At 53.4% G+C, this 14,879-nt stretch carries 16 protein-coding genes; 5 read left to right on the forward strand and 11 right to left on the reverse strand.

Going from position 1 to position 14,879, the window contains the following annotated elements:
* Nucleotides 1–287 precede the first annotated feature (287 nt).
* The 4 genes from JOE45_RS08225 to JOE45_RS08240 all read right to left on the reverse strand — a co-directional run bounded on the left by JOE45_RS08225 (nucleotide 288) and on the right by JOE45_RS08240 (nucleotide 2,039).
* On the reverse strand, nucleotides 288–509 hold the full coding sequence (locus tag JOE45_RS08225) for a hypothetical protein (RefSeq protein ID WP_210020658.1): 222 nt from the start codon (nucleotides 507–509) through the stop codon (nucleotides 288–290).
* A gap of 111 nt (nucleotides 510–620) precedes the next feature.
* The gene (locus JOE45_RS08230) at nucleotides 621–848 is read right to left on the reverse strand and encodes a hypothetical protein (RefSeq protein ID WP_210020657.1); all 228 of its coding nucleotides are present in this window, start codon (nucleotides 846–848) and stop codon (nucleotides 621–623) included.
* Nucleotides 849–996: 148 nt separating this feature from the next.
* Nucleotides 997–1,320, reverse strand: coding sequence for a hypothetical protein (locus JOE45_RS08235; protein WP_210020656.1), 324 nt, complete (start codon nucleotides 1,318–1,320; stop codon nucleotides 997–999).
* A gap of 149 nt (nucleotides 1,321–1,469) precedes the next feature.
* On the reverse strand, nucleotides 1,470–2,039 hold the full coding sequence (locus tag JOE45_RS08240) for a xanthine phosphoribosyltransferase (RefSeq protein ID WP_210020655.1): 570 nt from the start codon (nucleotides 2,037–2,039) through the stop codon (nucleotides 1,470–1,472).
* 309 nt (nucleotides 2,040–2,348) lie between these two features.
* Here JOE45_RS08240 and JOE45_RS08245 point away from each other — a divergent pair, with 309 nt between their 5' ends.
* Nucleotides 2,349–3,068 carry a DUF4309 domain-containing protein gene (locus JOE45_RS08245; RefSeq protein ID WP_210020654.1) on the forward strand — a complete coding sequence of 240 codons (720 nt, stop codon included), beginning with the start codon at nucleotides 2,349–2,351 and terminating at the stop codon, nucleotides 3,066–3,068.
* 122 nt (nucleotides 3,069–3,190) lie between these two features.
* On the opposite strand, the gene JOE45_RS08250 is transcribed toward JOE45_RS08245, so the two are convergent.
* Nucleotides 3,191–3,805: a DedA family protein gene (locus tag JOE45_RS08250; protein WP_210020653.1), complete on the reverse strand. Its 615-nt coding sequence runs from the start codon at nucleotides 3,803–3,805 to the stop codon at nucleotides 3,191–3,193.
* A gap of 188 nt (nucleotides 3,806–3,993) precedes the next feature.
* On the opposite strand from JOE45_RS08250, the gene JOE45_RS08255 reads away from it, so the two are divergent.
* A complete protein-coding gene (locus JOE45_RS08255; RefSeq protein ID WP_210020652.1) occupies nucleotides 3,994–5,040 on the forward strand; it encodes a YkvI family membrane protein in 1,047 nt (348 codons plus the stop codon).
* Here the strand turns inward: JOE45_RS08255 and JOE45_RS08260 are convergent.
* Nucleotides 4,966–5,421 (reverse strand): hypothetical protein, encoded by a 456-nt coding sequence (locus tag JOE45_RS08260; RefSeq protein WP_210020651.1) that lies wholly within the window; start codon nucleotides 5,419–5,421, stop codon nucleotides 4,966–4,968. The genes JOE45_RS08255 and JOE45_RS08260 overlap by 75 nt on opposite strands.
* Before the next feature lie 34 nt (nucleotides 5,422–5,455).
* Nucleotides 5,456–5,749 (reverse strand): hypothetical protein, encoded by a 294-nt coding sequence (locus JOE45_RS08265; RefSeq protein ID WP_210020650.1) that lies wholly within the window; start codon nucleotides 5,747–5,749, stop codon nucleotides 5,456–5,458.
* Between the two features lie 104 nt (nucleotides 5,750–5,853).
* Here JOE45_RS08265 and JOE45_RS08270 point away from each other — a divergent pair, with 104 nt between their 5' ends.
* A complete protein-coding gene (locus JOE45_RS08270) occupies nucleotides 5,854–6,615 on the forward strand; it encodes a glucose 1-dehydrogenase (RefSeq protein ID WP_210020649.1) in 762 nt (253 codons plus the stop codon).
* Between the two features lie 37 nt (nucleotides 6,616–6,652).
* Nucleotides 6,653–7,585 (forward strand): EamA family transporter, encoded by a 933-nt coding sequence (locus tag JOE45_RS08275; protein WP_210020648.1) that lies wholly within the window; start codon nucleotides 6,653–6,655, stop codon nucleotides 7,583–7,585.
* Nucleotides 7,586–7,618: 33 nt separating this feature from the next.
* Here JOE45_RS08275 and JOE45_RS08280 read toward each other — a convergent pair whose 3' ends face one another.
* From JOE45_RS08280 to JOE45_RS08290, 3 genes are read right to left on the reverse strand one after another with little or no spacing between them, the layout of a single operon-like run.
* Nucleotides 7,619–10,861 carry an AAA family ATPase gene (locus JOE45_RS08280; RefSeq protein WP_210020647.1) on the reverse strand — a complete coding sequence of 1,081 codons (3,243 nt, stop codon included), beginning with the start codon at nucleotides 10,859–10,861 and terminating at the stop codon, nucleotides 7,619–7,621.
* The gene (locus tag JOE45_RS08285) at nucleotides 10,789–12,075 is read right to left on the reverse strand and encodes a metallophosphoesterase family protein (protein WP_210020646.1); all 1,287 of its coding nucleotides are present in this window, start codon (nucleotides 12,073–12,075) and stop codon (nucleotides 10,789–10,791) included. Before JOE45_RS08285 ends, JOE45_RS08280 begins: the two co-directional genes overlap by 73 nt.
* Nucleotides 12,076–12,101: 26 nt before the next feature.
* On the reverse strand, nucleotides 12,102–13,232 hold the full coding sequence (locus tag JOE45_RS08290; RefSeq protein WP_210023367.1) for a glycosyltransferase family 4 protein: 1,131 nt from the start codon (nucleotides 13,230–13,232) through the stop codon (nucleotides 12,102–12,104).
* Between the two features lie 169 nt (nucleotides 13,233–13,401).
* On the opposite strand from JOE45_RS08290, the gene JOE45_RS08295 reads away from it, so the two are divergent.
* Nucleotides 13,402–14,544, forward strand: coding sequence for a GGDEF domain-containing protein (locus tag JOE45_RS08295; RefSeq protein ID WP_210020645.1), 1,143 nt, complete (start codon nucleotides 13,402–13,404; stop codon nucleotides 14,542–14,544).
* A gap of 116 nt (nucleotides 14,545–14,660) precedes the next feature.
* On the opposite strand, the gene JOE45_RS08300 is transcribed toward JOE45_RS08295, so the two are convergent.
* Complete coding sequence (locus JOE45_RS08300) at nucleotides 14,661–14,867, reverse strand: helix-turn-helix domain-containing protein (RefSeq protein WP_210020644.1); 207 nt, start codon at nucleotides 14,865–14,867, stop codon at nucleotides 14,661–14,663.
* Nucleotides 14,868–14,879 lie beyond the last annotated feature (12 nt).

Here is a 14,879-nt window from a genome sequence, read left to right on the forward strand (position 1 = left end):
TATCATCGTTCCGAGGGGAAGTCAAACGTTTTGTTGGCTTTTTTCAGTTGATAATCATTCGAACATTCTGAACCGCATAACCATTAATCCAGCCATATGCAGATGAGCCAAATGATGAACGCCCAAATCGGAAGCGTAAACAATAGACCAAAGACGGTGCCTTTTAAGGCCGACCCTTCATTCATAAGCCCACCCTCCTCAATAATGAAAGTGTGAGTACCGCCGTTATAGATTAGTTGTTCCCTGGATAGGATTCTCCGCATTACACAGCTGAAGCACCTGGCCTTTCAGCCTTCCCTGTAAGCCCGGATCGCCTGCTGCGCCCAAGCCTGAAGCTCCTCCGGCGTCTCCTGTCGGGGAGCTTCAAACAAATGAGTGGCTTTGCCGGGACTGGTCCAATCCCGCATCAGAACCTCTCCCTCTACCCCTTCTCCACTCTTGCGGAATTTCAAAATATAATGCTCCTCCAGCTGAATGCTGTGCTCCTGGATCGAATTACTTTGAACCACTGGCTTCACTCCTTAGGCCGCGTCTTTTCTGCATATCCTAAGTTTCCCAAAGCACGGCAATCCTTATTCGCTACCGATTCGACGAGTATAAAGCTCGGCTTAATATCGCCATTATTCATCCTCTATCGAAAAAAGGGAAGTTCTCGGTTCAGCAAAAGGCTGAAAGCGATAATTCCGGTCCAGCTTAACTAAACGCCGGTTTGGTTTGCGGATCATCACGGTGCTATCGTCCCACGCAACGACGATACCCTTCACATCGTTCGCGCTGTCCGCATCGCGGACAACTCTCAGCAGGGTGCTCTCTAAGCGATAGGTATTGAGCTGTTCATCAGAAATCATGGATAACCCTCCTCTTGGTTTAAGAATACACCATTTAGGGGATACAATAAACATTCCGAAGCGAAGACAGGAGATAGTAAAAAAAGAGCCCGTGCCGCATGCTCAGCGGACAGGCTCTTATATCTACTGCATTATGATCAATCGATAATTAACCGACATGCTCTCTTGAATCGTTCGTTTCGAACCAATAGTCCAGCACTTTGCTTGACATGACTCGTTTGCTGATGTAATCCACCTGCTGCTGCGAGAATTGCTCTTCCCATGTAATTTGGAGTTCATTACAAAGCTTTACAATCGTCAACAGCTCAGACCAAGCTACATATCGTTTGTACCAAAAAAATTGAGGATGCTCAATCATATAGGGATACAGATCGTCAAAATCCGTATGTTTACAATCAAGGGCACGTTCGAAGTGTACTTTCGCCTCACTCAATTTGGTTACGAAAAAATCAGACGGAATTTCTTTCCCCATGCAAGTAGCACCTCCCCAAGTTAGTCAGTTACATAAGAACTGGCTTTAAGCGTTACTCATTTGATCGCTTACTAGTCATTATATAGTAAAATGCTCTTGGATGGAAGGGTTTCTGTTCCGGTCTTGATCATACAAGTGTTCCCATTCTTTTATTCGAATTGAATCTGTCCATTGGCTAAGGACGATATCTTCACTAAAGAGTCAACACGAACGCCGGATTCGCGAATCGTCCGGCCCCCGGCTTGGAACGATTTTTCTACGGCGATGCCGAGCCCGAGCAGCGTAGCTCCAGAACGTCGGATAATGCGGATAAGTCCTCTGGCTGCGTCACCGTTGGCAATAAAATCGTCTATGAGCACAACCCGGTCGTTTTCATTCAAAAATTCCTTGGATACCATGATATCTGTAACAAAGCCTTTTGTAAAAGACGGAACACGCTCACAGTACGTTTCTGTGTCGGTATTGAGTGTCTTCTTCCGCCGTGCGAATACAAGCGGCACATTCAGCTCCTGTGCGGCCGCGAAAGCAATCGGAATACCCGAAGACTCGATCGTAAGGATTTTGGTTACGCGTTCCTCGCGGTACAACCGAGCGAACTCTTGCCCCATCGCTGTCGTCAGCGCCGGATCGATTGCATGATTCATGATGGCGTCCAGTTTAATGATCTCATCAGATAAAACGACGCCAACTTCTCTTATTTTTTGTTTTAATAATTCCATCGCTCCACGCCTCCGTCTCAAAAACCTATATTAAGATAACTTATCATAACGGCAAAGTAGGTTTCAAGTACCATCTTTCGGTCATATCCATATTTTTATGCAACTTTTTTGTTTAGTGCATCGTCTATAGTGTTATATAAGTAAGAAAGATCGTCTGCCGGAGTGAAAACGGAGCTTTGAAAATGATAACCTCTGTTTTTCATAATTTTTGACCGGATTTGGTGTTTTTTGATCTTTGTGAAGCGGACAGTGAAAGAGTATGATTAGTAAGGCTGAAATGAGAAATGTTACACGGAAAGGAAGTTCGTGATGAATAGAAAGCAAAGCTTCATCGGTTTCTTGTCCGTTATGATAGTGATAACGCTAATCGCTGCGGGATGCAAAAAGGATCAAGCTGGACCGAGCGACATCCCGCAAGAAACGACTCAGGAACCCGTCGTCTCCGTGACACCGGCACCAAGCGTTGACGAGGCCGAGCCTCCGCAGCTGCCTGTAACGGACCCTGCTGCGGTCGAAACGCCGATCTCGCCTCCCCCTTCCGACCCGAACGAGCAGGTTTCTCTCGCCAGCGCGGATAAAGGAACGAACGGCGAGGACCCGAAAACTGGGGCCAACAGCAAGCCTAAGATCAAAATCGAATCACCTTACACGGTTGCCAATCCGACGCTGCTCGGTTTCACGCTGAAAACCAGCGCCGAGGAAGTGATAAGCAAGATCGGCAAACCAAGGGAGCAGTTCGTCATGGATGATGATGCAGATCCGATCACCGTATACGACTATACCGATTTCCTGATGGGGTTTAACAAAAATAACCAACTGCACTTTATCGATGTCAGAAGCGCAGATATCAATCCCGGGCTTGGCGGCCTTAAGCTGGGCGACCCCGTCGCTGATGTATCCAAGGCGCTGGGCAAACCAGATGTAAACACCAACTTCGTGCTCACGTATAAAGCTACAGGTGCGATGCTTAAGCTGGACATCGATCCCAATACGCAAACCGTCAATTCAATCAAATTATTTGCAGAATGATAATAACCCGCCCGGTCTGATGAAGTCCGGGCGGGTTATTTATGAGGCTTATCTGCGTGTCATTTAAAGAGACCCAAGTTTTTTGAGAAGATGCCCCGGTCTCTGGTATGTATTCAACAAACTTATTTTGAGCCGTACAGTCCCCGTTTCCGGTGCCACCAATACAAATAAGCCCCTACACAAGCGATGATGAGAATAATAGCCACCGGCATACCTATACGATGGTGCATTGCTTCCAAAATGGTTGGAGCGTTCCTACCGATCACATGTCCCAGCGTCAAGAAGGAAGCAACCCATAACAATCCGCCGGTCCCTGCAAAAAGCAAATAACGCCAAATCCCCACATTGCTGACGCCTGCCCAATAACAGGTAAAATGGCGCACCCCAGGAACATAATACCCGAAGGCAACGGCCCACATACCGTATTTTTTGAACCAGACCTCCGCCACATGCAGCCGTTCAGGTGTAAGCTTGACCCATTTTCCATATTTATAAAGGAAAGACTTTCCAACGGTCCTTCCAAGAATATAACTCACAATCATACCCGTCATCGCACCGCAGAAACTAACCACAAGTGTAAGGCCAAACGTAAGCAGCGGTTCCTCGGCTGCAGTAAGCGAACCGACCGTTGTCATTAATATTTCATCAGGAATGGGAATACCAACGATACCCAGTGCCAATAAGCCATACAGAGCAAAATAACCGTAGTGATCAATCAATTGTAAGAGATTCTCCACCTTGACACGCTCCAGCGAAAAAAATGTCGAAACCTAAGCTATTCTATTTTATTGTATCAGATGGCAGGCATTTACCCAAGTAGAACATTCCTCAATCCCCCGCCAAGCTGCAATAAAAAGTCATGAGGCTTGACCCATTTTCATACGTTAGGTAGTAGCCAAGCCGTTCAGAGGGGGTTGCCGCACGAATGAAAAAATGGGGAAGCATCCTGCAGGTCAGCTTTACCTATGTAGGCACCGTCGTCGGCGCCGGATTTGCTACAGGGCAGGAAATATTGCAGTTTTTTACCCGTTACGGCTGGGTGGCGACGCTGACCATCGGCATCACGAGCGTGCTTTTCGTATGGCTCGGGGTTAAGCTGATGCTGCTCGCAAACGCAATGGGTGCCAAATCGTATGAGGATCTGAACAAGCTTCTCTTCGGTGAGAGAATCGGCAGCTTGGTCAGTCTCTTTACCTTGGTTTCTTTATTCGGGGTATCCTCCGTGATGCTCGCCGGAGCCGGTTCGGTCTTTTCGGAGCATTTGAATTTTCCGTACCAAATGGGACTGATCTTTACGCTGGTGCTGTCCTATGTTTTCTTGATCAGGGGAATGAAAGGCATTATAGCCGTCAACTCCATCGTTGTACCGCTGATGGTCATTTTCAGCGGTATCATTGTCTGGAATGCTGTGAATGCACCCGGAGCCGCCAATTGGCTGCTGCTTGAATCCGGCTACTCAGCTCAGCGAACATGGTTCGCCCCATTTTTGTATGCGGCCTTTAATTTAACGATGGCCCAAGCCGTGTTGGTGCCTCTCGGCGCTCAAGTCAAAGACCGTTCCGTACTGTTTTGGGGCGGCATATGGGGCGGCGTAAGCATCGGACTGATGCTGCTTGCCGGTCACATTGCCCTTTCTGCGAGAATGCCGGACATTATGAATTACGATATTCCAATGGGTCAACTGATTCACGACCTCGGTTCGCTGCTGCCGCTCATGTTCGTGCTTGTCATCTACGGGGAAATCTTCACTACCTTTTTGGCCGATGTTTACGGCCTGTCCCTTCAGATCGAACAGCGTACGCGTCTGAATTACAAGACGATTGTACCGATCATCCTGCTTCTCAGCTACGGAGTCAGTCAAATCGGGTTTAAAACGCTCATCTCATCGTTATATCCTTTACTCGGCATGCTCAGCATGGCTTGGATGGTCATGATGATTTGGAGCAAGACCCCCCCGGTCCATACGAACTAACGATAAAGTCAGCGCCAACCGGACGATGAGCATCATCATCCCGGACAAGGTAAATACGAACCCGCACAGCAAATACGCGAAATGATAAGGCGGATATTGGTCCGCATCCCGCAGAACGGCGATCAAGTCCGTGAATAAAAATAAACTGCCGATGATAAACAAAGCAAACAGGGCATAATCAAAATAAGTCCATTTCAACAAATGCGGGGCACTCTCGTAAAGCCAACCGGAAGGGTTCTCCGCAGGTTCGCTTTCATCTCCGTTGTTTCTTTGCCCCTTGCGGGCTTGCGCTCTAGTAAAGATCGACCAGGCCAGAAGCACGGCCGTACCGGTCACGGCAAGTCCTAGCGCGCCTCCGAGCAGGGCAAGCAGCGTCATCATGGCAGCAGCACCTCATCATGTAGGTTATCTCATTCTAAAAGGAATAGCGGCTAAGTTCATAGACCATCCATACAAAAACCACGAATATTACAGCAGGCAGAATCACGATTGACACCTTTAAAATGCCTCTGGGAGCTGGCGCTTCGCGCCAAAGCAGGCCCCATGTCCGGGTCGATGATTCCGGAAAAGAAAGCGGTCTCGCTTGGCCTGATGGGGGAGCTGGAGCTTCGCCCTTTCTTGTGATGGTTTTGCGCTTCCAGCCTTCACGATAGGTGATCTCGCGAGCAGCACGCTGCTGGTTAGGTTGTTCAGGTTGTTCAGGATTCATGAACGAGTTCTCCCATCGTCTTCAGATAATCCTTGTACTACCCCTATAGTATTCGATATACTCAAAAAAAAGCAATGGTTTAAAGCCAATCAGGAGGTAGGTCAATGCGTAAGGTTGCAGCCGTCACAGGAGGAGCGCAGGGAATCGGCAAGGCGGTCGCCCTTGAATTCGTCAAGGCGGGTTATGAGGTTTCCGTGGCGGATACGGATCAGGAAGCAGGGGCCGAGCTTGTCGGGGAAATTCGCGAGCTGGGCGGCAAAGCCATGTTCCTCCCCGTTAATGTGTCCAAGGAAGCGGACATCGAGCATTGGTTTAAGCTCATGCTGGAAGAGCTTGGCCGGGTCGATGTGCTTGTCAACAATGCCGGAATCGGTATCGGCGGGTCAATGCTGGATCTGCCGCTGGCATCATTCGATCAGGTAATCGGCGTCAATTTGCGCGGAGCGTTCTCATGCTCCCAGCACGCCGCTAGAGCTATGAAACAGCAAGGTTCCGGCGTCATTCTTAATATGGCGTCCACTCGAGGGCTAATGTCGGAGGCTGATACAGAGAGCTACGCCGCCTCCAAAGGCGGATTGCTGGCACTTACCCATGCTATGGCCGTCAGCTTGGGACCCTACGGGATTCGCGTGAACGCCATCAGCCCCGGCTGGATCGAAATCGGCGATTGGCAGAAAGCATCGAAACGACGAACACCGGCTCATTCCGAGCGCGACCGGCTGCAGCATCCGGTAGGACGCGTAGGTACACCTGAAGATATCGCAGCGGCGTGCTTGTATTTAGCCGATAGCCGTGCCGGTTTTATTACCGGACAGAACCTTGTCATCGACGGAGGCATGACGGTCAAAATGATTTACGAAGAATAAGCCAGCTGACTTAGCTGATAACGGGGAGATAAACATCATGTGGTTTGTATTTGCAGCCGCCTCATCGCTCTGCTTCGGGCTGAGGGGCATTCTGTACCAATGGACGGCGCAGCGGCCGATCAATCGCGATCTGCTGCTGTTCGGCGTTTTCCTGTCGGGAGCGTTGATTGCGCTTTCCGCCAGCCTGATGACCGGGCAAGCTTGGACAAAGCCCGTATGGATCGGAGTGCTGATGGGGTTATTTTCTTTTTTAGCCAATGGGGCCGTGTACAAAGGTTTCGCTGTTGGAAAAACATCGCTTGTGGCTATGTTTACGGGCCTTCCTCCCGTCGTAGTCGTACTGCTGGCTTACCTGCTATGGGGCGAAAAGCTGAACGGCTGGCAATCAATCTCCTTTCTGATCATTCTTGCCGGGATCGTACTCATCCGTTATTCGAGCGATCTTTCGCTGAACAATCTGCAAGGGGCTCAATGGGGAGCTCTTGCCATGCTGTTCTTTGGCTTGAATGATCTCGCCGGCAAGCAATCGACCCTGCTTGATGCGGCCTCGCTGCCGACGCTGTCACTCATGTTCGCTACAGGGGCGAGTTTGTCCGGGATCATATGGCTTGTTCGCCTTAAGCGGAATGCCGACACAGCGCACCTGCGCGCTGCGCAGGAAACCGCCGCTTCCGCGGAGAAAGCTGTTGGCGCCGCTGCTGCCAGCAATACTGCAGCAGCCCAGTGGCCACCTGGCAAAACGCTGCTGTGGGGCCTGGTGGTCGGTATCACTAACGTTATCGGCATGACGCTCCTCATGCAGGCTTTCAAGCTCGGCGTGACAGGACTCGTCTCCGCCGTCGTTTCCATGAGTGTGGCCTTCGTCCTGCTGTATGCCCGTTTTGTGCTCAAAGAAAAATTCAGCCGCCTCGAAGCGGGCGGCTTGTTATGCGCATTCATCGGTATTATTCTTTTGAGGCTCTCCGCTTGATGCGCGAAGGCTGTAAACTCATCTGATGCACCGTTAGCGGGCCAGTTGAATGACGGAATCTGCAGGAAACCGGGATTCGTAAGCCTCCAACACATGCCTGTGGCAGGTAAAAAGCATAAGCTGGTGCCGCTGCGAAACGGACTGGAGCAGCTCAAGCCCATATCCGAGCCGTTCGTCGTCGAAGTTGACAAACAAGTCATCAATGACGAGCGGCAAACGGATACCCGCAGCGGCATATTCGTCTGCGAGCGCGAAGCGGATGCACAGGTACATTTGCTCTGCTGTTCCGCGGCTTAAATGAACCGTATCCAGCTGCTCTCCGTTTTCTTTCTCCGCCAGCACCCGCTGCTCGCCGAGGGGAGCAATCATCCGGACGTAGCGTCCGGCAGTTATCCGCTCAAAGTAAGCCGAAGCTCTCTGCATAACAGAGGGCTGTTTCTCGTGCTCATACATCTTCTTCGTCCTCACAAACAGCGAGCTGCACATCGCATGAACGGCCCAGCGTTTGATCAAGCGCTGCAGTTCGGCTCTGCGTTCTTCGACCGTCTGCAGCTTGTCCGCATGATCCCCGCCGGATATCAGCCGTTCGAGCTCGTAGCGGCGGCGGGTTTTCTCCTCGCGGGCATGCTCCAGCTGCCCGCGAACCGATTCGATATTCACCTGCAGGCCTATCAGATCTTCTTCCAAATCGGCGGCATGCCGCCGTTCCAATTCATTGTTCAGACGATCCAACTGCCCGTCGTCAACGAGTGTTCGGACAGCAAGCTCCTCCTGCCTGAGCTCCGCAAGCAGCTCCAGCCGGCGCCGATACTCTACGTAACGCCGGCGCAGATCTTCTTCGCTCTCTGTACCCGTCGCCTCCAGGAGCTCCAGCCGACGTGCTTCGCATCTGTCCATCTGCTGCTGCAGGAGCACAGCCTGATGCTGCAGCTGCGCGAGCTGCCGGCGGCTTTGCTCCAGCTGCTGCAGCCGGGCCAGCTCCCGGTCGCGGGCGGTTTGCCACGCCCTCAGCGCCGGCCCTGGCTCGCGCCCGGCTGCTTCGCCGAGCAGCGCAGCCGTCTCCGCCGCGAAGCCCTCGGCCGAGCGCCGCAGCGCCTCGCACCGCGCGGCCTGCCGGTGCAGCCGCTGGAGCTGCTGCAGCGCCTGCTCGGCCAGCTGCAGCAGCTCCAGCGCCGCCTCGGGGCTTGCAGCCTCGGGCAGCGCGTGCGCCCGCAGCCAGGCGTGCCAGCGCTGACGCAGCGGCTCGCCCGCCCGGGCGTGACGCTCGCGCTGCGCGCGCAGCGCCTGCAGCCGCTCACCGGCGGCCACGCGTGCCGCCAGCTGCGCCTGCCGTGCGCGGAGCTGCTGCTCAAGGGCATCGAGCCAGGGCTCGATGCCCTCGGGCTGCTGCGGCAGCGCGGCAGGCGCCGGGTCGGCGGCGCTGCGCCAGTCCGCGGGCTCGAGGGCAGCGGCTGTCTCCGCGTCGGCTCCCGCAGCAGCGAGGCGGCGCAGGTGGCGCACCTCCGCTGCCAGCGCCGCCTCAAGCGCAGCAGCCTGTGCCGATGCATCCGCCGCAGCGCCTCCAACGTAAGGCCGACGCTGCCTTGCCTCTCCCTTCGCAGTGGAACGGCGCGCGAGGGTCCATGCCACGCTTACGCCGAGCAGAACAACCAAAGTAACTCCGGCTGCGATAAGTTCTTGTAGAATAGCTAAAGCCCCAGGTATCATCAGTGTCAGCGCGTACATCCCGTATAAAGGGGCTCCCGAAACACTTTTTCCATCAACACCAGAGTGATGAAACTGCTCCCAATCCCGCTCCCTCTGCTCGGCGTGACGGATTTCTCTCACCGCATCCTTCCAATCCGCCAGCAGGCGTCGAGCCGATTTGATTCGCTCCAATCCTTCACGGACGGCCTCTTTATCCGCAGTATGAAACGCTTCCTCTCCAGACAGCGGCCCATCCGAATCCATCCGTTCCTGCCTTAAACGTTCCGCCTCCGCGTTGAGCAGCGATTCCTCCTGCCGCCAGGTGCGCCATTCCTCCCGGAAAGCAGATGCTTGCTCTCGCAGCATGACGGTCGAAGGAAGAGCGTCCACTTGTTCCTCCGTCCACTGCGGACCAATCCGCCGCAGCAGCCTCTCCAGCTCAAGGCCAAGCTGCTCCTCTTCCGCCTCAGCCTCTGCAAGCAGCCGCTTGGCCTCCTCATAGGCGGGCCTGCGCTCAAGCAGCTCCTCCAGCTGGGCCTGCCGATCCAGCACATCCTTCTCGCCCTCAGATGCGGACGCCGTCATAGCTTGCTGCTGTTCCGCCTGCGCCAGCTCCAAACGGTCTCGCTCCGAAATCAGCCTCTCCCGTTCGACCAAAATAGCTTCGAGCCGACTTACGGCATCCTCCGGAAACTGTTCGAGCCCACCCGGGAGCACAACCAACTCCTGCTTGAGCTCCCGGCCGCGAACCCAATGCGGCCTTGCTCTAAGGCAGCTCTCCATCCAATCCGCCTGCTGGCCGAGCCCAACCAGCTGAGCTTCCAGCCGTTCCTGCTCGGCGGCAAGCTGCCCGGCTTCCGCCTCCAAAGCATTGTACCTCTCCGCCTGCGCCCGGCTTTCGGCAAGCTCCTTTTCCGCCGCGTCCAGTTCCTGCAGGGCACGATTCATGAGCGGAGTACGACCGCGCGGACGGTACAGCTGCTCCAGCTCCTGAGCAAGCTTCTTCTCCGCTCCCCGTAGCTCCGAGCCGCTGGCGCCAAGAGCGGCGCTGTACAAAAAGCCGCTGACCTCGTCGCTTTGCAGTGTCCCCAGCTCCTGCAGTTCGCTTAAACCAAAAGCAAACAAGCTGCGAAACAGCTCCGGAGCAATCCCTCCAAGCAGCGACGACAGCTCCGCTTCTCCGCCTACGGTCCCGTCCGGGAACGTCACGCGGACACTGCCCGCTGCCGGCGTTCTTCCGCGCCCGCCAGGCGGGCTGTCCCAACGTTCCACGCGGATGCGTCGGTCCTGCACATCTCGGAGAACAATCGCGCCGCCTTGGCCTCCTCCCTGCCGCGGGGTATAGCGATCCGCCGCCGCTCCCCTTCCGCCGAAACCGAACAATACTGCACGGATGAAGTTCATCACTGTAGTTTTGCCCGCTTCATTGGGCCCATATAGTAAAGTTACGGGACCATCGAAGGATATGCTCAAGTCTCTGATCGTACCGAACGCTCCGATATCCAGCCGCTCGATTCTCATCCGCTCCACCTCGCTTCCGCACTTCCTGCAAGCATATCGATCGCAAGCTCCTCCGCCTCTCGCAGCCATTCCGCAAGCTCCTCATCACCGACCTCTGCCAGAAGTGCTGCAAGCCGGGGCTGGACCGACAACGGCGCCAATGCATCGTCAGCAAAGTCAGCCAACTGCTGCGATGCAGCGCCGGCTTCTTCCGCAAGCCGCAACAAATCGCCGAGAAACCCCGGTCTGCCTTCCAGATCACTGCGGTCAATCGGTGCGCCCGTGCCATCCTCCACCGATTCCACCCAAACGTTCTGTACACCCGCAGACATACTCTCCTTAAGAGTTGAACCCAGCTCTGCCAGTACCCCGCTTCTCCTGAGTACGGTATGCATCGGCCCCCTGCCTGTCAGCTTCATCCTTAAGATCACGGCCCTGCCCTCCGCAGCGTCGACAGCTGCCCATACGGCTTCTTCCAACGCCTCCATAAGCTGCTGCTCCGTCTCTAGGTCATCGATAGCCGCTTCCGCTTCCTGCCAGCGTACGTCATCAAGCGCATGAAACGATAGCACTGTCTCGCCTGCAGGCGAGACATCAACAAGATAGCAGCCCCGGGGTCCATTCTCCCGAATATGCCGGCCCTGCACATTGCCCGAATATACAACCCACGGCTTCTCGTGCAGCACCCGTCTCGTATGGATGTGACCGAGCGCCCAGTAATCTACGCCGCGCCCAAGCAAATCGCTCAGACGGCACGGTGCATAGTCGTCGTGCTTCGCATCGCCGTCTACGTTCGTGTGCAGCAGACCGATGTGATACAATCCGTCCCCCCACGTTCGATAGCCCGGCGTCAAATTTTCCGTAACCGAGGGTCTTCCGAAGGAAATTCCCGAGATCCTTGCCAGCGCCTCGCCATCCACGGCCCGGATCACTTCGCTTTCCACCTCTTCGCTGCCGAATACTTTGACTCCATCCGGCCATGTAAGCTTCGCGCTGTATCCGTCGTGCAGCGGGTCATGATTTCCATGTATGACAAAGGCGGGTATCCAATGACCCGCCAGCGTCTCCAAAGCTTGCCTAAACCGCAGCTGCGCGCGCAGCGAACGGTCCTTGACATCATATATATCGCCGCTGAACACGACGAAATCAACCTTCTCCCTAACAGCCAAGTCCGTGAGCCGGCGAAGAGCCGTAAAGCTGGCCTCCTTCACTCGCTCTCGCAATCCTTCGGGAAGACCGGCCAAACCGCGAAACGGACTGTCCAGATGCAAATCCGCCGCGTGGATAAAACGAAAAGACCTCATGCTCCTCCCGACCTTTCATAGGTATTCTAAGTATCTCTCCGGTAGCTGCGGTACACGCTGCGCAGCTGCTGGACTATCCGTGTCATCGAATACGATTTGAGCGCCTTCTCCAGTGCCACTCTCGACAGCTGATACCTGTACATCGGATCGCTTGCTACTTTCTCCAGCGCTGCAGCGAGCGCCGCTACATCATCTACGGGAACGAGCAAACCGTTGACACCATGCTCGATCTGCTCAGCGATCCCTCCGACCTGCGTCCCCACCACGGCGAGACCGCAAAGAGCCGCCTCAGCGAACACTGACCCGAACGCCTCTGCGCGCGAAGGCAGCACGAACACATCAAAAAACGGCATAAAATCTTCCGGGTGAAGCATGTATCCGTAGAAAATCGTTTCGTCGTAAATGCCAAGCTTTTGCGCCAGATCCTCCAGCTCCGGACGAATCGGACCGTCTCCGATCAAATGAAGAACGAACGGCTGTCCTTTACGTTTCAGCTCCGCGCAAGCGTACAGCAGCGTATTGAGCCCTTTGGCCGGGACCAAGCGGCAGACGCTGATGAGCTGGGGCACCTGGTTGTCGTGATGTACCGGGCGAAACCTTTTCTCATCGAATCCATTCGGAATAACCCCGATTTTCTCGGGCTCCTGCACATATTCGGACAAATATTGCTTGAACGAATTGGATACGGTAATCAACTGATCCGCTTGCTCTTCAAGCTCCCTGTAGATCGATGTGAGAAACTGGTGCTCCGGTCCGTCTTCACTTATTTTTCCGTTGAGCCTAAGCTCCCGCTCATAGCTGGAATGGATCGTCATGATGAGCGGCGTATCCGGAAAAAGCCGTTTCATCACCAGACCGGCAATCGGATGATGGGCATGAATCAGATCGTAAGAGGATTTGATGCGAAGCTTCGTCCACCATATGTAGTCCTTCATCGTTTGTATGTATTTATCGACTATCGGATTCCCCGCGTACGGCTCCCAATCGAACGTAGAGAATTGGATCGCTTCGGCGCCTTTCCCGCGCACCCGCTTCGGCAAAGAAAACAGCTCCATCTCCCAACCCCGCTTATTAAAGCGCTCAAGCATAAAGGGAATCATGGAAGAAACCCCGCCAGGCTGCTCCGGGGGAAAAAACAATGCTTGCAGTATACGCATCAGCAGACCTACCTCCGGTCTTCCCATTGTTGTAGCGGACCTTCCCGCATCTCTTTCAATAATTATCCTATCAGTTATGGTAAGGGACTACAAGACTTCCCTAATCGAATGTACGTTTGGTATAATGAGACACATGTACCCGATTTACAACGGAGGCCTGCTACTTTTCATGAACAGCTTAAAGCTATCAGATCTATTTTTCGGACCTGCAGGTCCTGTATTTTTGCACTCTATGCTTATCGTTATTATCACGATGACGCTGCTTGTTTCAGTTCGACTTTTAATCACTCGCCGCAAAATCGGCTACCTCAGCATGGTGGCGGCGCTCGGGATTTTTCTGGTTCAGCACAGCCAGCTAGTCCGGCAGGCGCTTACGCACAGCATGAGTGATGCACAGACGTTCACGGCGCTGCTGCTCAAGCTCTTCGCCTTTGTTATGATGAATATAGGATTTTATCAGCTGTATAACGCCACGCGCAAAAGAGATATCTTTGTTTTCTGCTTTTTCGGCGCTTTGAGCGTTGTGGTTTCCTTTACGTATTGGTATGCTCCGTTATGGCTGCAGAGCAGCGAGGATCATTATGCGCTGCTGCGTCCTCTCGGCATGGAACTGTATTTGTTTATTCTGATTTTTGTAAGCTTTATGTTGGTGAATCCGCGGATAGGACAAAACGGCAAATACCAGCTGATGCTCACCGTTTATTTTGTAATGCATACCGTACATATGGCTAATCTTTATTTATTCAACGGAAGCCAACAGTCACTTGACCTGTTGGAGCGGATCATCCCTTTTGCTTTTCATATCGTGCTGTTTTTATTTATTTTCGAACGCGTCATCGAACTGATGCAAGCGATTTATACGTCCTCCATAACCGACGGTTTGACCCAGCTCTATAACCGCAAATACTTTGAAAACAGAGTAAGGCAGTACGTACAGCAGCGTATCCCGGTAGCGGTGATATTCAGTGATATTGATAATTTCAAAAAATTGAACGATACAAAAGGCCACCAGATGGGGGATCTGGCATTAAAAAAAGTCGCCCAAATCATGAAGGAGGAAACAGAGGATACAGGTATTTGCGCGAGGTACGGAGGTGAGGAGCTCGTCGTGCTGATCACGGATCCGGATACGTCTGCGGAAAGCCTCTCGGAACGTATACGCTCAAGGATTGAAGCGGAGACAACAGTCACCGTGAGCGTAGGCTTCAGCTATTATTCCAAAGGAATAACGGCCGAGGAACTCATTAAGCAGGCGGATGAAGCCATGTACCAAGCGAAAACGACCGGCAAAAACAAAGTCGTCGGCTCTTGATTTTAGTAAAAACAATGAAGGCAGTCAAGAACGCCTCAAGGTTCTGACTGCCATTAATGGTTTGCATACGAGTCTGAATGTTTCGTGAAGCGCTCCATCATAGATGGAGTGTAAGATTATTCTATGGTAAAAAGTTCGTCCATCGGCTTCTCCAACAGCTCGCTAAGCTTCTTTGCCGTTCCAGGTCCTACAGGCTTGACTGAACGCTCCAGCAGGCTGATGTATGCATAGCTTAAGTCCGATAATTTCGCGAGCTCCCGCTGTGTCATCCCTTTGAAAATCCTCGCCTTCACGATGGCATTCGTTTTGGCTTTAATTTTCATCTTCAGCCCCCC

It is taken from the genome of Paenibacillus sp. PvR098, from assembly GCF_017833255.1.
Classification (GTDB): Bacteria; Bacillota; Bacilli; order Paenibacillales; family NBRC-103111; genus Paenibacillus_G.

Coding starts and splice junctions, on each gene's coding strand:
- JOE45_RS08290 (WP_210023367.1), bottom strand. CDS start 13,232: ATGCGTATACTGCAAGCATTGTTTTTTCCCCCGGAGCAGCCTGGCGGG.
- JOE45_RS08285 (WP_210020646.1), bottom strand. CDS start 12,075: ATGAGGTCTTTTCGTTTTATCCACGCGGCGGATTTGCATCTGGACAGT.
- JOE45_RS08275 (WP_210020648.1), top strand. CDS start 6,653: ATGTGGTTTGTATTTGCAGCCGCCTCATCGCTCTGCTTCGGGCTGAGG.
- JOE45_RS08300 (WP_210020644.1), bottom strand. CDS start 14,867: ATGAAAATTAAAGCCAAAACGAATGCCATCGTGAAGGCGAGGATTTTC.
- JOE45_RS08260 (WP_210020651.1), bottom strand. CDS start 5,421: ATGATGACGCTGCTTGCCCTGCTCGGAGGCGCGCTAGGACTTGCCGTG.
- JOE45_RS08270 (WP_210020649.1), top strand. CDS start 5,854: ATGCGTAAGGTTGCAGCCGTCACAGGAGGAGCGCAGGGAATCGGCAAG.
- JOE45_RS08240 (WP_210020655.1), bottom strand. CDS start 2,039: ATGGAATTATTAAAACAAAAAATAAGAGAAGTTGGCGTCGTTTTATCT.
- JOE45_RS08255 (WP_210020652.1), top strand. CDS start 3,994: ATGAAAAAATGGGGAAGCATCCTGCAGGTCAGCTTTACCTATGTAGGC.
- JOE45_RS08280 (WP_210020647.1), bottom strand. CDS start 10,861: ATGGCTGCGAGAGGCGGAGGAGCTTGCGATCGATATGCTTGCAGGAAG.
- JOE45_RS08265 (WP_210020650.1), bottom strand. CDS start 5,749: ATGAATCCTGAACAACCTGAACAACCTAACCAGCAGCGTGCTGCTCGC.
- JOE45_RS08295 (WP_210020645.1), top strand. CDS start 13,402: ATGAACAGCTTAAAGCTATCAGATCTATTTTTCGGACCTGCAGGTCCT.
- JOE45_RS08235 (WP_210020656.1), bottom strand. CDS start 1,320: ATGGGGAAAGAAATTCCGTCTGATTTTTTCGTAACCAAATTGAGTGAG.
- JOE45_RS08245 (WP_210020654.1), top strand. CDS start 2,349: ATGAATAGAAAGCAAAGCTTCATCGGTTTCTTGTCCGTTATGATAGTG.
- JOE45_RS08230 (WP_210020657.1), bottom strand. CDS start 848: ATGATTTCTGATGAACAGCTCAATACCTATCGCTTAGAGAGCACCCTG.